The organism is Pseudomonas fulva, from assembly GCF_023517795.1.
In the GTDB taxonomy this organism is placed as follows: domain Bacteria; phylum Pseudomonadota; class Gammaproteobacteria; order Pseudomonadales; family Pseudomonadaceae; genus Aquipseudomonas; species Aquipseudomonas fulva_D.
In genome coordinates, this window is record NZ_CP082928.1 from 1181541 (window position 1) to 1197435 (window position 15895).

Sequence of the window (15895 nt, forward strand, 5' to 3'; positions counted from 1 at the left end):
CATGGCTGACACCGTCTGTAACCCTTTATGAGACATCTGCCCATTACGATGCGCGTCTTTGCTTGGACTGACAACCACGCCATTGGTTTTACTCGACACTTTGGCCCTTGAAGCCTCGGGCCAGCAAATACTGCTCGCGGGAGCGATCACGGGACGACAGGGGTTTGCGCATCTGCACCTTGTCGAACTGACGGCGCACCTCCTTGTGGTACTCGTCGAAACCCTCGCCCTGGAAGATCTTGATCAGGAAGTCGCCGCCGGGCTTGAGCACCCGGCCGGCCAGATCCAGCGCCAGCTCGCACAGGTACATGGCACGCGGCTGATCGGCGGCCCTCACCCCACTCATATTGGGGGCCATATCGGAAATCACAAGGTCGACGGGATTATTGTCGATGGCCTCGAGAATCCGGGCGAACACCGCGTCGTCGGTGAAGTCGCCCTGAATGAAGGTGACGTCCGGGATGCTGTCCATCTCCAGGATGTCGGAGGCGATCAGTCGCCCCTTGTCGCCGATCACTCGGCTCGTGACCTGGGACCAGCCACCCGGCGCGGCGCCGAGGTCGACCACGGTCATGCCGGGGCGCAGGATGCGATCCTTCTCCTGCACTTCCAACAGCTTGTAGCTGGCACGTGAACGGTAGCCGTCCTTTTGCGCCATTTTGACGTACGGATCGTCGAAATGCTCTTTCAGCCAACGCTGGCTGGTCTTGGAACGGGCCACACAACACCTCGAGAGAACAGAATGAATAACTGGGCGGGCCTCGGGCGGCTCGGTTAAAATAGCCCGCTTTCCCAGATTAATACGCAGGGTTCAGATTATGCCGCTCACTCAAGAGCAGAAGAAACAGTTCAAATCTATCGGCCACCACCTGAAACCGGTATTGATCGTCGCCGACAACGGTGTTACCGAAGGCGTACTGGCCGAGCTCGAGCGCGCGCTGAACGACCATGAGCTGATCAAGATCCAGGTGCGTGTCACCGAGCGCGACGACCGCCTGGCGGTGATCGATGAACTGTGCAAGGCCAGCAGGGCCGAACTGGCGCAGATCATCGGCAAGATGGCGCTGCTGTACCGCAAGAACCCCAAGGCCAATCGCAACCTGTCCAACATCAGCCGCTACCAGGGCTGATTCAGGTATTCAGCCGACCTGCGGGTCGGCTGCCATGGCCTTGCCAGGCACGGGCTGCAACACCAGCAATACCCCGAAGAACGCCAGCAGCAGGTAGCAGAACAGCTGCCAGCGCAGCGCCTGCGGCCAGTACACCAGCGAAACCATAAAGGCCAGCGAGACGACCAGCACCGCGAGCAGCAACTGCCCGCTACGCGCTCGCCACAGCGCCGGCACGCCACACCGTCGCACCAGCAGCACAGCCTGCAGCAGCACTGCGCCCAGCGTGATGCCGACCATCTGCGGCACCAGGGTGCGCGCCACTTCCTCGATCAGCAAGGACGCCAGGCCGACACTCGCCAGCCCCGGCAGCACCAGAAAGTGCAACGTCCAGATGCCGCCGACCCAGAAGGTCTGCAGCAGCACCCAGGCGCTGGCTGTGCTGTCACGCGCAGCCGACCGATCAGACGTGGCGAACTTCGACAATCTCGTACTCGACCAGGCCGCTGGGCGTGTTGACGCCGACCACGTCACCTTCGCTCTTGCCCACCAGGGCGCGGGCGATGGGCGAACCCACGGAAAGCTTGCCCTGCTTGATGTCGGCTTCGTCTTCGCCAACGATCTGGTAGGTGACGCTCTCGTCGGTCTCGACGTTGGCGATTTCCACGGTGGTGCCGAAGATCACCTTGCCGGTATGGGCGATGGTGGTGACGTCGATGATCACCGCATTCTGCAGGCGACCCTCGATATCACGTACGCGCGCCTCGACCATGCCCTGCTCCTCGCGGGCGGCATGGTATTCGGCGTTTTCCTTGAGGTCACCCAGCTCACGGGCTTCGGCGATCGCCTGGCTGAGCGCCGGGCGACGCACCTTGGTCAGGTGCGCCAGCTCTTCTTCCAGGGCGCGGGCGCCCTGGACGGTCATGGGGTACTTGTTCATGCGTTGATTCCTGCATGCAGATCCTGCAGACGGCGCACGGTCTTCTCGGGACCGAACTTGAGCGCCTCGCAGACCGCCTGCCCCGCCGCGATGGTGGTGGTGCAGTAGATCTTGTGCTGCAGAGCGTTACGACGGATGGAGTAGGAGTCCGCGATGGACTGACGGCCTTCGGTGGTATTGATGATCAGGGTGACTTCGTCGTTCTTGATCATGTCGACCACGTGCGGGCGACCCTCGGTCACCTTGTTCACCCGACGGACCGGCAGGCCGGCGGCCTCGATCACCTTGGCGGTGCCGGCGGTGGCGACCACCTCGAAGCCCAGGGCGACCAGATCGCGAGCGACCTGAATGGCTTCCGGCTTGTCGTCTTCACGGACGCTGATGAAGGCCACGCCGGCATTCGGCAGGATCTCGCTGGCCCCCATCTGCGCCTTGGCGAAGGCTTCGCCGAAGCTGTCACCGACGCCCATCACCTCACCGGTGGACTTCATTTCCGGGCCGAGGATCGGGTCGACGCCCGGGAACTTGTTGAACGGGAACACCGCTTCCTTGACGCTGAAGAACGGCGGGATGATTTCCTGGGTGAAGCCCAGCTCGCTCAGGGTCTTGCCGGCCATCACGCGGGCCGCGACCTTGGCCAGCGACTCGCCTATGCACTTGGACACGAACGGCACGGTACGCGAGGCCCGCGGGTTGACCTCGATCACGTAGATGTCCTCGCCCTGCACGGCCATCTGCACGTTCATCAGGCCGATGACGCCCAGTTCCAGGGCCATCTTCTTGACCTGGTCGCGGATCTCGTCCTGGATGTGCGCCGGCAGCGAGTACGGCGGCAGCGAGCACGCCGAGTCACCGGAGTGCACGCCGGCCTGCTCGATGTGCTGCATGATGGCGCCGATCACCACGGTTTCGCCGTCGCTGACCGCATCCACGTCCACCTCGATGGCGCAGTTGAGGAAACGGTCGAGCAGTACCGGGCTGTCGTTGGACACCTTCACCGCTTCGCGCATGTAGCGCTTGAGTTCTTCTTCCTGGTAGACGATTTCCATCGCCCGGCCGCCCAGTACGTAGGACGGACGCACCACCATCGGATAACCGATGTTCTTGGACAGGGTCAGCGCTTCCTCTTCGCTGCGCGCGGTGGCGTTGGCCGGCTGACGCAGGCCGAGGCGCTGCACCATCTGCTGGAAACGCTCACGGTCTTCGGCACGGTCGATGGCGTCCGGGCTGGTGCCGATGATCGGCACGCCGGCTTCTTCCAGGGCACGGCACAGCTTCAGCGGGGTCTGGCCGCCGTACTGGACGATCACGCCCTTGGGCTGCTCGACGCGGACGATTTCCAGCACGTCTTCCAGGGTCACCGGCTCGAAGTACAGGCGATCGGAGGTGTCGTAGTCGGTGGAGACGGTTTCCGGGTTGCAGTTGACCATGATGGTCTCGTAGCCGTCTTCCCGCATGGCCAGCGCGGCGTGTACGCAGCAGTAGTCGAACTCGATGCCCTGGCCGATGCGGTTCGGGCCACCGCCGAGGATCATGATCTTGTCGCGGCCGCTGGCGTTGGCCTCGCACTCTTCCTCGTAGGTCGAGTACATGTAGGCGGTATCGGTGGCGAACTCGGCGGCGCAGGTGTCGACGCGCTTGTAGACCGGCAGCACCTTGAGCTTGTGGCGGTGGCTGCGCAGGTTCTTCTCGGTGACGCCGAGCAGCGCGGCCAGGCGCGCATCGGAGAAGCCCTTGCGCTTGAGGCTGAACATCAGGTCGCGGTCGATGCTCGACAGGCCCAGGGTCTGGATACGCTGCTCGTCCTTGACCAGGTCTTCGATCTGCACCAGGAACCATTCGTCGATGCGGGTCAGCTCGAACACTTCCTCGACGCTCTTGCCGGCACGGAAGGCGTCGGCCACGTACCAGATGCGGTCGGCGCCCGGCACGATCAGCTCGCGCTTGAGGGTACTTTCGGCTTCCGGGTCAGCCGGATCGAGCTTCGGATCGAAGCCGGCGACGCCGACTTCCAGCCCGCGCAGCGCCTTGTGCAGGGATTCCTGGAAGGTGCGACCAATGGCCATGACCTCACCGACGGATTTCATCTGCGTGGTCAGGCGGGCGTCGGCGTTGGGGAATTTCTCGAAGGCGAAACGCGGGATCTTGGTCACCACGTAATCGATGGCCGGCTCGAACGAGGCCGGGGTACGACCGCCGGTGATGTCGTTCTGCAGCTCGTCGAGGGTGTAACCCACGGCCAGCTTGGCGGCGATCTTGGCGATCGGGAAACCGGTGGCCTTGGAGGCCAGGGCCGACGAGCGCGATACCCGCGGGTTCATCTCGATGACCACCATGCGCCCGGTGTTCGGGCAGATGCCGAACTGCACGTTGGAGCCGCCGGTTTCCACGCCGATCTCGCGCAGCACCGCCAGGGAGGCGTTGCGCAGGATCTGGTATTCCTTGTCGGTCAGGGTCTGGGCCGGGGCCACGGTGATCGAGTCACCGGTGTGCACGCCCATCGGGTCGAAGTTCTCGATGGAGCAGACGATGATGCAGTTGTCCTTCTTGTCGCGGACCACCTCCATCTCGTATTCCTTCCAGCCGATCAGCGACTCGTCGATCAGCAGCTCGTTGGTCGGCGACAGGTCCAGACCCCGGGTGCAGATCTCCTCGAACTCTTCACGGTTATAGGCGATGCCGCCGCCGGTGCCGCCCATGGTGAAGCTCGGACGGATGATGCACGGGAAGCCGACCTTCTCCAGCACGCCGTAGGCTTCTTCCATGCTGTGGGCGATACCCGAGACCGGGCAGGCCAGGCCGATGTCCTTCATGGCCTTGTCGAAGCGCGAGCGGTCTTCGGCCTTGTCGATGGTGTCGGCATTGGCACCGATCATCTCGACGCCGAACTTCTCCAGCACGCCGTGACGCTCCAGATCCAGCGCACAGTTCAGCGCGGTCTGGCCGCCCATGGTCGGCAGCAGGGCGTCGGGGCGCTCCTTCTCGATGATCTTGGCCACGGTGGCCCACTTGATCGGCTCGATGTAGGTGGCGTCGGCCATGGCCGGGTCGGTCATGATGGTGGCCGGGTTGGAGTTCACCAGGATGACGCGGAAACCTTCCTCGCGCAGGGCCTTGCAGGCCTGGGCGCCGGAATAGTCGAACTCGCACGCCTGGCCGATGACGATGGGGCCGGCGCCGAGGATCAGGATACTTTTGATGTCTGTACGTTTTGGCATGTTCTCTCTCGAATTCTTTGCTCAGCGGGCTTAGCGGCGCTTGGCCATGGCTTCGATGAAGCGGTCGAACAGCGGGGCGACATCATTGGGGCCCGGGCTGGCTTCGGGGTGGCCCTGGAAGCTGAAGGCGTCCTTGTCGGTACGCTCGATGCCCTGCAGGGTGCCGTCGAACAGCGACTTGTGGATCGGCCGCAGGTTGCCCGGCAGGCTGTTCTCGTCCACGGCGAAACCGTGGTTCTGGCTGGTGATCATCACCACGCCGGTGTCGAGATCCTGTACCGGGTGGTTGGCACCGTGGTGGCCGTGGCCCATTTTCAGGGTCTTGGCGCCGGAGGCCAGGGCCAGCAGCTGGTGGCCGAGGCAGATGCCGAATACCGGGATGTCGGTTTCCAGAACGTCCTTGATCGCCTGGATGGCGTAGTCGCACGGCTCGGGGTCGCCAGGACCGTTGGACAGGAACACACCATCGGGATTGAGCGCCAGCACTTCGCTGGCCGGGGTCTGCGCCGGCACCACGGTGAGGCGGCAGCCGCGCTCGACCAGCATGCGCAGGATGTTGAGCTTGACGCCGTAGTCGTAGGCGACCACGTGATAAGGCAGCTCGCTGGCCGCGATCTCGGGGTGGCTGTCGTCTTTCAGGTTCCACACGCTGGAGCGCCATTCGTAGCGCTCGGTGCAGCAGACTTCCTTGGCCAGGTCCATGCCTTTCAGGCCCGGGAAGCCGCGCGCCAGTTCGAGAGCCTTTTCCTCGGTGGCATCTGCGCCGACCAGGATGCAGCCGTTCTGCGAGCCTTTCTCGCGCAGGATGCGGGTCAGGCGACGGGTGTCGATACCGGCGATGGCGACGGTGCCGTTTGCCTTGAGGTAATCGGGCAGCGATTGCTTGTTACGCCAGTTGCTGGCGATCAGCGGCAGGTCGCGAATGATCAGGCCGGCAGCCCAGACGCGATCCGACTCGGCATCTTCCGGCGTGGTGCCGGTGTTGCCGATGTGTGGATAGGTCAGGGTAACGATCTGCTGGGCATAAGACGGATCGGTAAGAATTTCCTGATAGCCGGTCATGGCGGTGTTGAACACCACCTCCCCGACAGTTTGGCCGTCGGCCCCGATGGCCTCGCCGCGAAAAATGCTGCCGTCAGCAAGGGCGAGTATGGCTGGCTTACTCAAGAAGACCTCCCGTAGATCGTGGAGCAAACGCAGATTGTAAAAAAGCGGGATGACGTGTGAAGGTCATCCCGCTTTTTTGTTTGATTCATTCTGCGCAACTTTTAGTGGACACACTAAAGCGAAAAGCTTACAGGAAAAGCGCTTTTTTCGAAAGGCGTTCAGCGGCAAAAACCTGAAATCCGATCCACGGCCACCCGTCATGATGACCGAGGGCGCCATTGGCGCCCTCGGATCAAGTCATTTCAGGCCCAGTACGTTCTGCATGTCGTAGAGCTGTGGCGAGCGCCCCTGCAGCCAGGACGCGGCACGCACTGCGCCCTTGGCGAAGGTCATGCGGCTGGACGCCTTGTGGGTGATTTCCACGCGCTCGCCATCGGCGGCGAACAGCACGGTGTGATCACCGACCACGTCGCCGGCACGCACCGTGGCAAAACCGATGGTTTCACGCTGCCGGGCACCGGTCTGCCCTTCGCGCCCATAGACCGCGACCTTTTCAAGGTCGCGCCCCAGGGCATTGGCCACCACCTCGCCCATGCGCAGGGCGGTTCCCGAAGGCGCATCGACCTTGTGGCGGTGATGGGCCTCGAGCACTTCGATATCCACATCGTCGCCCAGCACCCGGGCGGCGGTGTCGAGCAGCTTCAGGCAGAGGTTCACGCCCACGCTGAAGTTGGCGGCGAAGACGATGGGAATCTCCCTGCCGGCCTCGACCAGCAGCTGCTTTTCCACGGCGCTGAAGCCGGTGGTGCCGATCACCATGGCCTTGCCGGCGCGGCGGCAGGTTTCCAGATTCTCGAGGGTCACCGAGGGATGGGTGAAGTCGATCAGCACGTCGAACCCGTCGAGCACGCTCTCCAGGCTGCCGGACAACGCCACCCCCAGCTTGCCGACACCGGCCAGCTCACCGGCATCGGCCCCGAGCAGCGTGCTGGTCGGGCGCGCCACGGCGGCGCCGAGCACCACGCCATCGGCCTGGTGAACGGCTTCGATCAGGTTCTTGCCCATGCGCCCGGCGGCGCCCGTGACTGCAATACGCATATGCATAACTCCAAAGTACAAACGGCGAGCAGCCGGCCATTGCCCGCTGCTCGCCGTGCATTACCGCATTAAAGGTCGCCGAAGAAGCGCTTCACGCCTTCGAACCAGCCATTGGCCTTGGGCGAGTTGGAGCTGTTGCCCGCCAGGGACTGACGGAATTCTTCGAGCAGCTCGCGCTGGCGACGATCCAGGTTGACCGGGGTTTCCACCGCCACCTTGCACATCAGATCGCCCGCACCACCGCCGCGCACCGGGGCGACGCCCTTGCCACGCAGACGGAACAGCTTGCCGGTCTGGGTGCCTTCCGGAATCTTCAGCTTGACCCGACCATCGAGGGTCGGCACTTCCAGCTCGCCGCCCAGGGCCGCATCGGCAAAGCTGATCGGCACTTCGCAGTACAGGTGCTTGCCGTCACGCTGGAAGATCGCGTGCTCGCGCACGTTGACCACCACGTACAGGTCGCCTGCCGGGCCGCCCAGGGTGCCCGCCTCGCCCTCACCGGACAGGCGGATGCGGTCGCCGGTATCGACACCGGCCGGCACCTTGACCGACAGGGTCTTGTGCTCTTCGACCCGGCCATGGCCATGGCAGGAGCCGCAGGGGTCGGTGATCATCTTGCCGCTGCCGTGGCACCGCGGGCAGGTCTGCTGCACCGAGAAGAAGCCCTGCTGCATGCGCACCTGACCGATGCCGCCACAGGTGGTACAGGTCACCGGGCTGGTGCCCTTCTTGGCGCCCGAGCCGTCGCAGGTCTTGCAGTTGACCAGGGTCGGCACGCGAATGGTCACCGTGGTGCCACGTACCGCCTCTTCGAGATCCAGCTCCAGGGTGTAACGCAGGTCGCTGCCGCGCTGCGCACCGCCGCGCTGACCGCCACGCTGGCCGCCGAAGAAATCGCTGAACACGTCGCCGAAGATATCGGAGAAATTCGCGCCGCCACCCCCAAAGCCGCCACCGCCGCCCATCTGTGGGTCGACGCCTGCATGACCGTACTGATCGTAGGCGCTGCGCTTGCCGGCGTCGGACAGCACTTCGTAAGCCTCGTTGGCTTCCTTGAAGGCTTCTTCGGCCGCCTTGTCGCCGGGGTTGCGATCGGGGTGATGCTTCATCGCCAGGCGACGGTAAGCCTTTTTCAGCTCCGCCTCGCTGGCACCGCGCTCGACCCCGAGCACTTCGTAGTAGTCACGTTTAGACATGGGTTTCTAGCACTCTCAAAATTCTTACCGTCCAGACACGCCAACGCGGGAGCAAGCCCCCGCGCGGCGGATCGCCCTGTCACACCGCAGTGCGGCAGGGCGCAACACAGGCAAGCCGGGGCTTACTTGTTGTCCTTGACTTCCTCGAACTCGGCGTCGACCACATCGTCGGCAGAGCCCTTGGTTTCGCCAGCATCCGCCGCACCGGCGCCGGCAGCGCCTGGCTGCGGCTGCTCGGCGTACATCTTCTGCGCCAGCGGCGTGGTGGCTTCGGACAGCGCGTTCATCTTCGCCTCGATGGCCGCCTTGTCGTCGCCCTTCACGGCAACTTCCAGCTCGCCCAGAGCGGTTTCGATGGCAGCCTTCTCTTCGGCAGTGGCCTTGTCGCCGGCTTCGGTGAGCATCTTGCGGGTCGCATGTACCAGTTGGTCACCCTGGTTGCGCGCGCCAGCCAGCTCTTCGAACTTGCGGTCTTCCTCGGCATTGGCCTCGGCGTCACGCACCATGCGCTCGATCTCGTCATCGGACAGACCGGAGTTGGCCTTGATCACGATCGACTGCTGCTTGCCGGTGGCCTTGTCCTTGGCGGACACGTGCAGGATACCGTTGGCGTCGATGTCGAAGGTCACCTCGATCTGCGGTACGCCACGCGGAGCCGGCGGAATCTCGGCCAGGTCGAACTTGCCCAGGGACTTGTTCTGCCCCGCCTGCTTGCGCTCGCCCTGCAGCACGTGGATGGTCACCGCGCTCTGGTTGTCGTCGGCCGTGGAGAACACCTGCGACTTCTTGGTCGGGATGGTGGTGTTCTTCTCGATCAGCGGCGTCATCACGCCACCCATGGTTTCGATACCCAGGGTCAGCGGGGACACGTCGAGCAGCAGCACGTCCTTGACGTCACCAGCCAGTACCGCACCCTGAATAGCAGCACCCATGGCCACGGCTTCGTCCGGGTTGACGTCCTTGCGGGCATCCTTGCCGAAGAAGTCGGCAACGGTCTTCTGCACCAGCGGCATACGGGTCTGGCCACCGACCAGGATCACGTCGTTGATGGCGCCGACGTCGATACCAGCGTCCTTCAGCGCGATGCGGCAAGGCTCGATGGTGCGCTGCACCAGGTCCTCGACCAGCGACTCCAGCTTGGAACGGGAGATCTTCACGTTCAGGTGCTTGGGACCGGTCGCATCCGCCGTGATGTACGGCAGGTTGACGTCGGTCTGCTGGCTGGAGGACAGCTCGATCTTGGCCTTCTCGGCAGCTTCCTTGAGGCGCTGCATGGCCAGCGGGTCGCCCTTGAGGTTCATGCCGGTTTCTTTCTTGAATTCGTCGACGAGGTAGTCGATCAGACGAATGTCGAAGTCCTCGCCGCCGAGGAAGGTGTCACCGTTGGTGGCCAGCACTTCGAACTGGTGCTCGCCGTCGACTTCGGCGATCTCGATCACCGACACGTCGAAGGTACCGCCGCCCAGGTCATAGACGATCACCGTGTGGTCGCCCTTGGCCTTGTCCATGCCGTAGGCCAGCGCCGCCGCGGTCGGCTCGTTGATGATGCGCTTGACGTCCAGACCGGCGATGCGACCGGCGTCCTTGGTAGCCTGACGCTGGCTGTCGTTGAAGTAGGCCGGAACGGTGATCACCGCCTCGGTCACGGACTCGCCGAGGTAATCTTCGGCGGTCTTCTTCATCTTCTTGAGGATTTCAGCCGAGATCTGCGGCGGCGCCATCTTCTGGCCGTTCACTTCCACCCAGGCGTCGCCATTGTCGGCCTTGGAGATCTTGTACGGCACCATCTGGATGTCTTTCTGCACGACGTCTTCGTCGAAACGACGGCCGATCAGACGCTTCACCGCGTACAGGGTGTTGTGCGGGTTGGTCACCGCCTGACGCTTGGCGGACTGGCCGACCAGGATCTCGCCATCGTTGGCGTACGCGATGATCGACGGCGTGGTACGTGCGCCTTCGGCGTTCTCGATGACCTTGACGTTACCGTTTTCAAGAATGGAGACGCAGGAGTTGGTGGTCCCCAGGTCGATACCGATGATTTTGCCCATTTCACTCTCCCGAAACTTTGATATATCCGCAGCGTTGTCGTGACCGCTGCGGTAGCACTAATACGCTTGACTTACTAAATGGGGCTGAGCCCGCCGATTTCAAGCCTGCTCATCGATTGATGGCGGCGTTTCGGCCGGTGCCTTGCTGACCACGACCATGGCCGGGCGCAGCAGGCGACCGTTGAGCAGGTAGCCCTTCTGGAACACCTTGAGCACGCTGTTGGGCTCGACGTTGGTGCTCTCCTGCATGGCCATCGCCTGGTGGTGCTCCGGGTTGAACGGCGCACCATGGGGGTCGATGGCTTCCAGCTGGTGACGCTTGAGGGTGTCGAGCAGCAGCTTGAGCGTCAGCTCCATGCCCTCACGCACCGCCTTGATCGAATCGTCATCGGCACTCGACAGCTCGAGACCACGCTCCAGGCTGTCGACCACCGGCAACAGGTCATTGGCAAATTTCTCGAGGGCGAACTTGTGCGCCTTCTCGACATCCTGCTCAGCGCGACGGCGCACGTTCTGCAGATCGGCAGCCATGCGCAGCGACTGATCCTGCGCAGCCGCCAGTTGCTCTTCCAGCGCTTGCACGCGAGCAGCCAGGTCTTCGCTCGGCGCCGCGTCGTTCGCTTGCGCTTCGGAAGTCTGCGGATCCAGGTTCTGTTCGTCAGCCATGCATTTCTCCTCTAAATGATTCGACGAGCCTCAACTCGCGCGTCTGCCGGCTATATAAGGACGATCTGTAGGGTTTCAAGGGCTACCAGCACTTTCCGGCAGCCAGTCGTCAGCGTCTTGCCACCCCATCGCAAACCACTGTATAAATAACCAGACAAACCCTGAGAGGCCTCGCCATGCTGGTGCACCTGTCCGTTCATAATTACGCCATCGTCGAACACCTGGATCTGGAACTGGATCGAGGCATGAGCGTCATCAGCGGCGAAACGGGCGCCGGCAAGTCGATCATGCTCGACGCCCTCGGCCTGACCCTGGGCGATCGCGCCGACAGCGGCGTGGTACGCCCCGGTGCCGACAAGGCCGACATCCTCGCCAGCTTCGACCTGGGCGACATTCCCGAAGCCCACGCCTGGCTCGCCGAGCGCGACCTGAACAATGACGGCCCGTGCATCCTGCGCCGGGTGATCACCGCCGAAGGTCGCTCGCGCGGTTACATCAACGGCACGCCCTGCCCGCTGGGCGACCTCAAGGCACTGGGTGAACTGCTGATCGACATTCACAGCCAGCACGAACACCAGTCGCTGCTCAAGACCGACACCCATCGCCGCCTGCTCGACGAATACGCCGGCGCTCAGGAGCTGGCCCGCCAGGTGCAACTGGCCGCGCAACGCTGGAAGCAGACCCGCAGCGAGCTCGAGCGCGTGACCTCCCAGGGCGACGAGCAGCGCGCCCGCCACCAGTTGCTCAGCTACCAGCTCGAAGAACTGGAAAACCTCGGCCTGGGCGACAACGAGCTGGAGCAGCTGGAACAGGATCACAAGGCCCTGACCAACGCCGAAAGCCTGCTCAGCGCCTGCCGCCAGGTCATCGATCAGTGCAGCGAGAGCGATGCCGGCAACGTGCTGTCGGTGCTCACCGCCAGCCTCAACCGCCTCGGCAGCCTGCAGGGCCAGCCGGGCGCCCTGAACGAAGCCACCAACCTGCTGGCCAGCGCCCAGATCCAGATCGAGGAGGCGATGGGCGAACTCAACCGTTTTCTCGACCACTTCGACGCCGACCCCGAGCGCCAGCAGCAACTCGAAGAACGCCTGGACACCATCTACACCCTGGCCCGCAAGCACCGCATCCAGCCCAGCGAACTGCCTGCGATGCAGCAGCAGCTGTTCGACGAACTGGAAGGCCTGAATGCCGATGACCAGGCCGCCGAGCGCCTGGGCGAGGAGCTTGCTGCCTACGGCCGTCACTATCAGGAAAAGGCCGCCGAACTCAGCAGCAAGCGGCAGAAGGCCGCCGGTAAGCTGGGCAAGGCCGTGGAAAAGGAAATGCAGACCCTGGGCATGCCGGGTGGGCGCTTCAGCATTCAGCTGCAGCCCATCGATGGCAGCGAGCCGAACGCCAACGGTCTGGAGCAGGTCGAGTTCCTGGTCAGCGCCAACCCGGGGCAACCGATCAAGGCACTGGCCAAGGTCGCCTCGGGCGGTGAACTGTCGCGCATCAGCCTGGCCATTCAGGTGATTACCGCACAGACCTCGCGGGTGCCGACCCTGGTGTTCGACGAAGTGGATGTGGGTATCGGCGGCCCCACCGCCGAAGTGGTAGGGCAACTGCTGCGCCGCCTGGGCGAACGCGGCCAGGTGCTGACCGTGACCCACCTGCCCCAGGTCGCCGCACAAGGCCACCAGCACCTGTTCGTGCACAAGGTACGGGGCAGCAACGCCACCCGCACGGCGGTCAGCAAGCTGGGCGAGGCCCAGCGCATCGAGGAGGTCGCGCGCATGCTGGGCGGCATCGACCTCACCGATGAATCCCTGGCCCACGCCCGCAAACTGGTCAGCAACGCGCATAGCTGATCAGCAGAAACCTGCAGAAATCATTTTCCGTCGGGCATGAAAAAAGGCGACCTGAGTCGCCTTTTCCAGTCAACCGATACGCTTACTTGGCGGTACGGCGGACGTAGAGCACCAGATTGTGATCCACCAGCTCGAAACCGTGCTCGCGGACGATTTCCTTCTGGCGCTTCTCGATCTCGGCATCGAAGAATTCGATCACGTCGCCGGTATCCACGCACACCATATGGTCGTGGTGGCCGCCGTCGGCCAGTTCGAACACGGCGTGGCCGCCATCGAAGTTGTGGCGCACCACCAGGCCAGCCGCCTCGAACTGGGTCAGAACGCGGTAAACGGTTGCCAGACCGACATCCTCGCCCGCATCCATCAGCGACTTGTAGACATCCTCTGCACTCATGTGACGCTGCTCGGCAGAGTCGAGCATCTGCAGGATTTTGACCCGTGGCAGGGTTACTTTCAGGCCAGCTTTGCGCAGTTCGCTATTTTCAACCATGGTCTGCTTTCTCGCGGAAGCGCTTCGCAGCTTCCCTTATTGCGGGTATGATCGGGGTTTACGTTGCCCAGCCAAGATAGTGGAAGACGCCCACCGATGCAAAAAACCAGACTCCTGCTGACCAGCCTCACCTTCATGGGGCTCATCGCACTCGCCGGCTGCTCATTCCCCGGGGTTTATAAAATCGACATCCAACAGGGCAATGTCGTCACGCAGGATATGATAGACCAGTTGCGTCCTGGAATGACCCGGCGCCAAGTACGGTTTATCATGGGCAACCCGCTGATAACGGACACTTTCCACGCCAATCGCTGGGACTACCTGTACAGCATGCAGGCCGGCGGCAGCCAGCGTCAGCAGGAGCGCGTGACGCTCAATTTCGATGGCAACGATCAACTGGTAGGTCTGTCCGGCGACTTCATGCCCGGCACCAGCCGCGATGAACAGATCCTCGGCCGCGACGGTTCCCCGCAGCAGGCGCCTACCCAGCAGCAGGAAGAGCCGGCCGCACCGGGCTCGCTGCTCGAGCAGATCCAGCGCGACGTCGACAACGTCGAAACCGTACCGGTACCGACCCCGGAGCCGCTGGAAACCTCGCCTCAGTAAGCTCCCAACGAAAAGCCCCGGCAATGCCGGGGCTTTTTCATTGCAGCCTGTAAAACCGCAAGCTAACGCCGGTTCGCGCTCCCCTGCTGCTTCGCCCGCTCAGCCGCCTGAGCCGCGCGACGCTTGCGCACCTCCTTGGGGTCGGCCAGCAACGGCCGGTAGATCTCCACCCGATCACCCTCTTCGAGCGGCTGCGTATCGGGCGATGCCACCACCTTGCCGAACAGGCCAAGTGGCGCCTCGGCCAGATTCAACTCCGGGAAATAGGCCTGCAGCCCGGACTGCAGGGCTGCCTGGCGTACCGTGGCGTTGGCAGGCAATTGCAGGGTGACCAGCACCTGCCGGTCAGGCGCGGCGAACACCACCTCCACCGACAGCCGATCACTGCCCATGGAGCTCCTTGGCCCGCTGGCAGAAGGCATCGACCATGGTATTGGCGGCCTGATTGAACAGCGGCCCCAGGGTGGCACGCATGATGGGGCCGGCGTAATCGAAGGTCAGATCGAGGCTGATCTTGCAGGCCTTGTCGCCCAGCGCCTTGAACGTCCACTGGCCGTGCAGGTGCTCGAACGGGCCGTCTTCCAGGTTCAGCTCGATCGACTGCCCCGGCACCAGCACATTGCGCGTGGTGAACCGCTGGCTCAGCCCGGCCTTGGCCACTTCGAGGCTGGCGAGCATATGCGTATCGCTGGCCTCGATGACCGCGCTCGACGCACACCAGGGCAGGAACTCGGGATAGCGCTCGACATCGTTGACCAGGTCATAGAGAGCCTGGGCCGGATACGGCAGCAAGGCCGAGCGCTGGATGTGAGTACTCATACAATTGAATTTCCACGGTTGGCGATATCGCAGCAGCGCGATATCGCGGGCTTATGCCTCTTACGACAGACATCAACCCGAAGCGAGTATCCCGATATTGTCGGGGATTCGCCCCGAGGGCTCAAGCGCACGGCTGCCGCAGGGCTTTTAGCAGGCATGCATGGCGCGCCGTCACCGGACTCCCTATAATGCGCCGCCTATGGCTAAACAAAAGAAACATCCGCAAGGCAGCATCGCCCAGAACAAGAAGGCGATGCACGACTATTTCGTGGAGTCCCGCTTCGAGGCCGGCCTGGCGCTGGCCGGCTGGGAAGTGAAGAGCCTGCGTGCCGGCAAGGCCCAGCTGGTCGACAGCTACGTCCTGCTCAAGGACGACGAAGCCTGGCTGATGGGCTGCCACATCACGCCGCTGAAGACCGCCAGCACCCACGTCATCGCCGACCCGACGCGCACGCGCAAGCTGCTGCTCAATCGCCGCGAGCTGGAAAAGCTGTTCGGCGCCGTACAGCAGAAGGGTCACACCTGCGTGGCGCTGTCGCTGTACTGGAAACAGCATCTGGTGAAGTGCGAGATCGCCCTGGCCAAGGGCAAGAAGGACTTCGACAAGCGCCACACCGAGAAAGAGCGCGACGCCGATCGCGAAGTGCAGCGCGCCATGCGCAGCAAGGGCAAGGACGAGTAACGCTGCGGTTCGATGACGAACCGCAGCACCTTCTACCCAGCTCCATCTCGCCGCTCCGGGCGCCCC

Annotated in this window: 16 protein-coding genes; 4 read left to right on the forward strand and 12 right to left on the reverse strand. The window is 63.4% G+C overall.

What is annotated here, in order from left to right:
- Positions 1 to 88: 88 nt before the first annotated feature.
- The gene (rlmE, locus tag K8U54_RS05345; protein ID WP_249909189.1) at positions 89 to 721 is read right to left on the reverse strand and encodes a 23S rRNA (uridine(2552)-2'-O)-methyltransferase RlmE; all 633 of its coding nucleotides are present in this window, start codon (positions 719 to 721) and stop codon (positions 89 to 91) included.
- A gap of 97 nt (positions 722 to 818) precedes the next feature.
- On the opposite strand from rlmE, the gene yhbY reads away from it, so the two are divergent.
- Positions 819 to 1130, forward strand: coding sequence for a ribosome assembly RNA-binding protein YhbY (gene yhbY / locus K8U54_RS05350; protein WP_249909190.1), 312 nt, complete (start codon positions 819 to 821; stop codon positions 1128 to 1130).
- Positions 1131 to 1139: 9 nt separating this feature from the next.
- Here yhbY and K8U54_RS05355 read toward each other — a convergent pair whose 3' ends face one another.
- From K8U54_RS05355 to grpE, 8 genes are all read right to left on the reverse strand, one after another.
- Entirely contained in the window at positions 1140 to 1595 is a 456-nt protein-coding gene (locus K8U54_RS05355) for a DUF4149 domain-containing protein (protein WP_249909191.1), read from the reverse strand.
- Positions 1573 to 2049, reverse strand: coding sequence for a transcription elongation factor GreA (gene greA / locus K8U54_RS05360; RefSeq protein WP_070884261.1), 477 nt, complete (start codon positions 2047 to 2049; stop codon positions 1573 to 1575). The genes K8U54_RS05355 and greA overlap by 23 nt, the downstream gene beginning before the upstream one ends.
- Positions 2046 to 5267, reverse strand: a complete 3222-nt coding sequence (gene carB, locus K8U54_RS05365) for a carbamoyl-phosphate synthase large subunit (RefSeq protein WP_249909192.1) — start codon at positions 5265 to 5267, stop codon at positions 2046 to 2048. Before carB ends, greA begins: the two co-directional genes overlap by 4 nt.
- A 30-nt stretch (positions 5268 to 5297) precedes the next feature.
- Positions 5298 to 6434, reverse strand: coding sequence for a glutamine-hydrolyzing carbamoyl-phosphate synthase small subunit (carA, locus tag K8U54_RS05370; protein WP_249909193.1), 1137 nt, complete (start codon positions 6432 to 6434; stop codon positions 5298 to 5300).
- A 237-nt stretch (positions 6435 to 6671) separates the two neighbouring features.
- Entirely contained in the window at positions 6672 to 7478 is an 807-nt protein-coding gene (dapB, locus tag K8U54_RS05375; RefSeq protein ID WP_434059986.1) for a 4-hydroxy-tetrahydrodipicolinate reductase, read from the reverse strand.
- 62 nt (positions 7479 to 7540) lie between these two features.
- On the reverse strand, positions 7541 to 8668 hold the full coding sequence (gene dnaJ, locus K8U54_RS05380) for a molecular chaperone DnaJ (protein WP_249909195.1): 1128 nt from the start codon (positions 8666 to 8668) through the stop codon (positions 7541 to 7543).
- Between the two features lie 122 nt (positions 8669 to 8790).
- A complete protein-coding gene (gene dnaK / locus K8U54_RS05385) occupies positions 8791 to 10716 on the reverse strand; it encodes a molecular chaperone DnaK (RefSeq protein WP_249909196.1) in 1926 nt (641 codons plus the stop codon).
- 99 nt (positions 10717 to 10815) lie between these two features.
- Positions 10816 to 11382, reverse strand: coding sequence for a nucleotide exchange factor GrpE (grpE, locus tag K8U54_RS05390; protein ID WP_070884267.1), 567 nt, complete (start codon positions 11380 to 11382; stop codon positions 10816 to 10818).
- A 176-nt stretch (positions 11383 to 11558) separates the two neighbouring features.
- Here grpE and recN point away from each other — a divergent pair, with 176 nt between their 5' ends.
- Positions 11559 to 13232 (forward strand): DNA repair protein RecN, encoded by a 1674-nt coding sequence (gene recN / locus K8U54_RS05395; protein WP_249909197.1) that lies wholly within the window; start codon positions 11559 to 11561, stop codon positions 13230 to 13232.
- Between the two features lie 82 nt (positions 13233 to 13314).
- On the opposite strand, the gene fur is transcribed toward recN, so the two are convergent.
- Positions 13315 to 13722 carry a ferric iron uptake transcriptional regulator gene (fur, locus tag K8U54_RS05400; RefSeq protein WP_013792689.1) on the reverse strand — a complete coding sequence of 136 codons (408 nt, stop codon included), beginning with the start codon at positions 13720 to 13722 and terminating at the stop codon, positions 13315 to 13317.
- A 96-nt stretch (positions 13723 to 13818) separates the two neighbouring features.
- Here fur and K8U54_RS05405 point away from each other — a divergent pair, with 96 nt between their 5' ends.
- A complete protein-coding gene (locus K8U54_RS05405; RefSeq protein WP_249909198.1) occupies positions 13819 to 14328 on the forward strand; it encodes an outer membrane protein assembly factor BamE in 510 nt (169 codons plus the stop codon).
- A gap of 62 nt (positions 14329 to 14390) precedes the next feature.
- Here K8U54_RS05405 and K8U54_RS05410 read toward each other — a convergent pair whose 3' ends face one another.
- Together K8U54_RS05410 and K8U54_RS05415 are read right to left on the reverse strand one after the other, a co-directional pair.
- A complete protein-coding gene (locus K8U54_RS05410; protein WP_249909199.1) occupies positions 14391 to 14720 on the reverse strand; it encodes an RnfH family protein in 330 nt (109 codons plus the stop codon).
- On the reverse strand, positions 14710 to 15147 hold the full coding sequence (locus K8U54_RS05415) for a type II toxin-antitoxin system RatA family toxin (RefSeq protein ID WP_249909200.1): 438 nt from the start codon (positions 15145 to 15147) through the stop codon (positions 14710 to 14712). The genes K8U54_RS05410 and K8U54_RS05415 overlap by 11 nt, the downstream gene beginning before the upstream one ends.
- Before the next feature lie 199 nt (positions 15148 to 15346).
- Between K8U54_RS05415 and smpB the strand changes: the two genes are divergently transcribed.
- A complete protein-coding gene (gene smpB, locus K8U54_RS05420; RefSeq protein WP_013792693.1) occupies positions 15347 to 15829 on the forward strand; it encodes an SsrA-binding protein SmpB in 483 nt (160 codons plus the stop codon).
- Positions 15830 to 15895 lie beyond the last annotated feature (66 nt).

What these genes read in the sequence shown, in the direction of transcription:
- recN (WP_249909197.1), top strand. Translation starts at nt 11,559, where the DNA reads ATGCTGGTGCACCTGTCCGTTCATAATTACGCCATCGTCGAACACCTG.
- K8U54_RS05410 (WP_249909199.1), bottom strand. Translation starts at nt 14,720, where the DNA reads ATGGGCAGTGATCGGCTGTCGGTGGAGGTGGTGTTCGCCGCGCCTGAC.
- K8U54_RS05405 (WP_249909198.1), top strand. Translation starts at nt 13,819, where the DNA reads ATGCAAAAAACCAGACTCCTGCTGACCAGCCTCACCTTCATGGGGCTC.
- fur (WP_013792689.1), bottom strand. Translation starts at nt 13,722, where the DNA reads ATGGTTGAAAATAGCGAACTGCGCAAAGCTGGCCTGAAAGTAACCCTG.
- smpB (WP_013792693.1), top strand. Translation starts at nt 15,347, where the DNA reads ATGGCTAAACAAAAGAAACATCCGCAAGGCAGCATCGCCCAGAACAAG.
- K8U54_RS05415 (WP_249909200.1), bottom strand. Translation starts at nt 15,147, where the DNA reads ATGAGTACTCACATCCAGCGCTCGGCCTTGCTGCCGTATCCGGCCCAG.
- dapB (WP_434059986.1), bottom strand. Translation starts at nt 7,478, where the DNA reads ATGCATATGCGTATTGCAGTCACGGGCGCCGCCGGGCGCATGGGCAAG.
- dnaJ (WP_249909195.1), bottom strand. Translation starts at nt 8,668, where the DNA reads ATGTCTAAACGTGACTACTACGAAGTGCTCGGGGTCGAGCGCGGTGCC.
- carB (WP_249909192.1), bottom strand. Translation starts at nt 5,267, where the DNA reads ATGCCAAAACGTACAGACATCAAAAGTATCCTGATCCTCGGCGCCGGC.
- greA (WP_070884261.1), bottom strand. Translation starts at nt 2,049, where the DNA reads ATGAACAAGTACCCCATGACCGTCCAGGGCGCCCGCGCCCTGGAAGAA.
- dnaK (WP_249909196.1), bottom strand. Translation starts at nt 10,716, where the DNA reads ATGGGCAAAATCATCGGTATCGACCTGGGGACCACCAACTCCTGCGTC.
- grpE (WP_070884267.1), bottom strand. Translation starts at nt 11,382, where the DNA reads ATGGCTGACGAACAGAACCTGGATCCGCAGACTTCCGAAGCGCAAGCG.
- yhbY (WP_249909190.1), top strand. Translation starts at nt 819, where the DNA reads ATGCCGCTCACTCAAGAGCAGAAGAAACAGTTCAAATCTATCGGCCAC.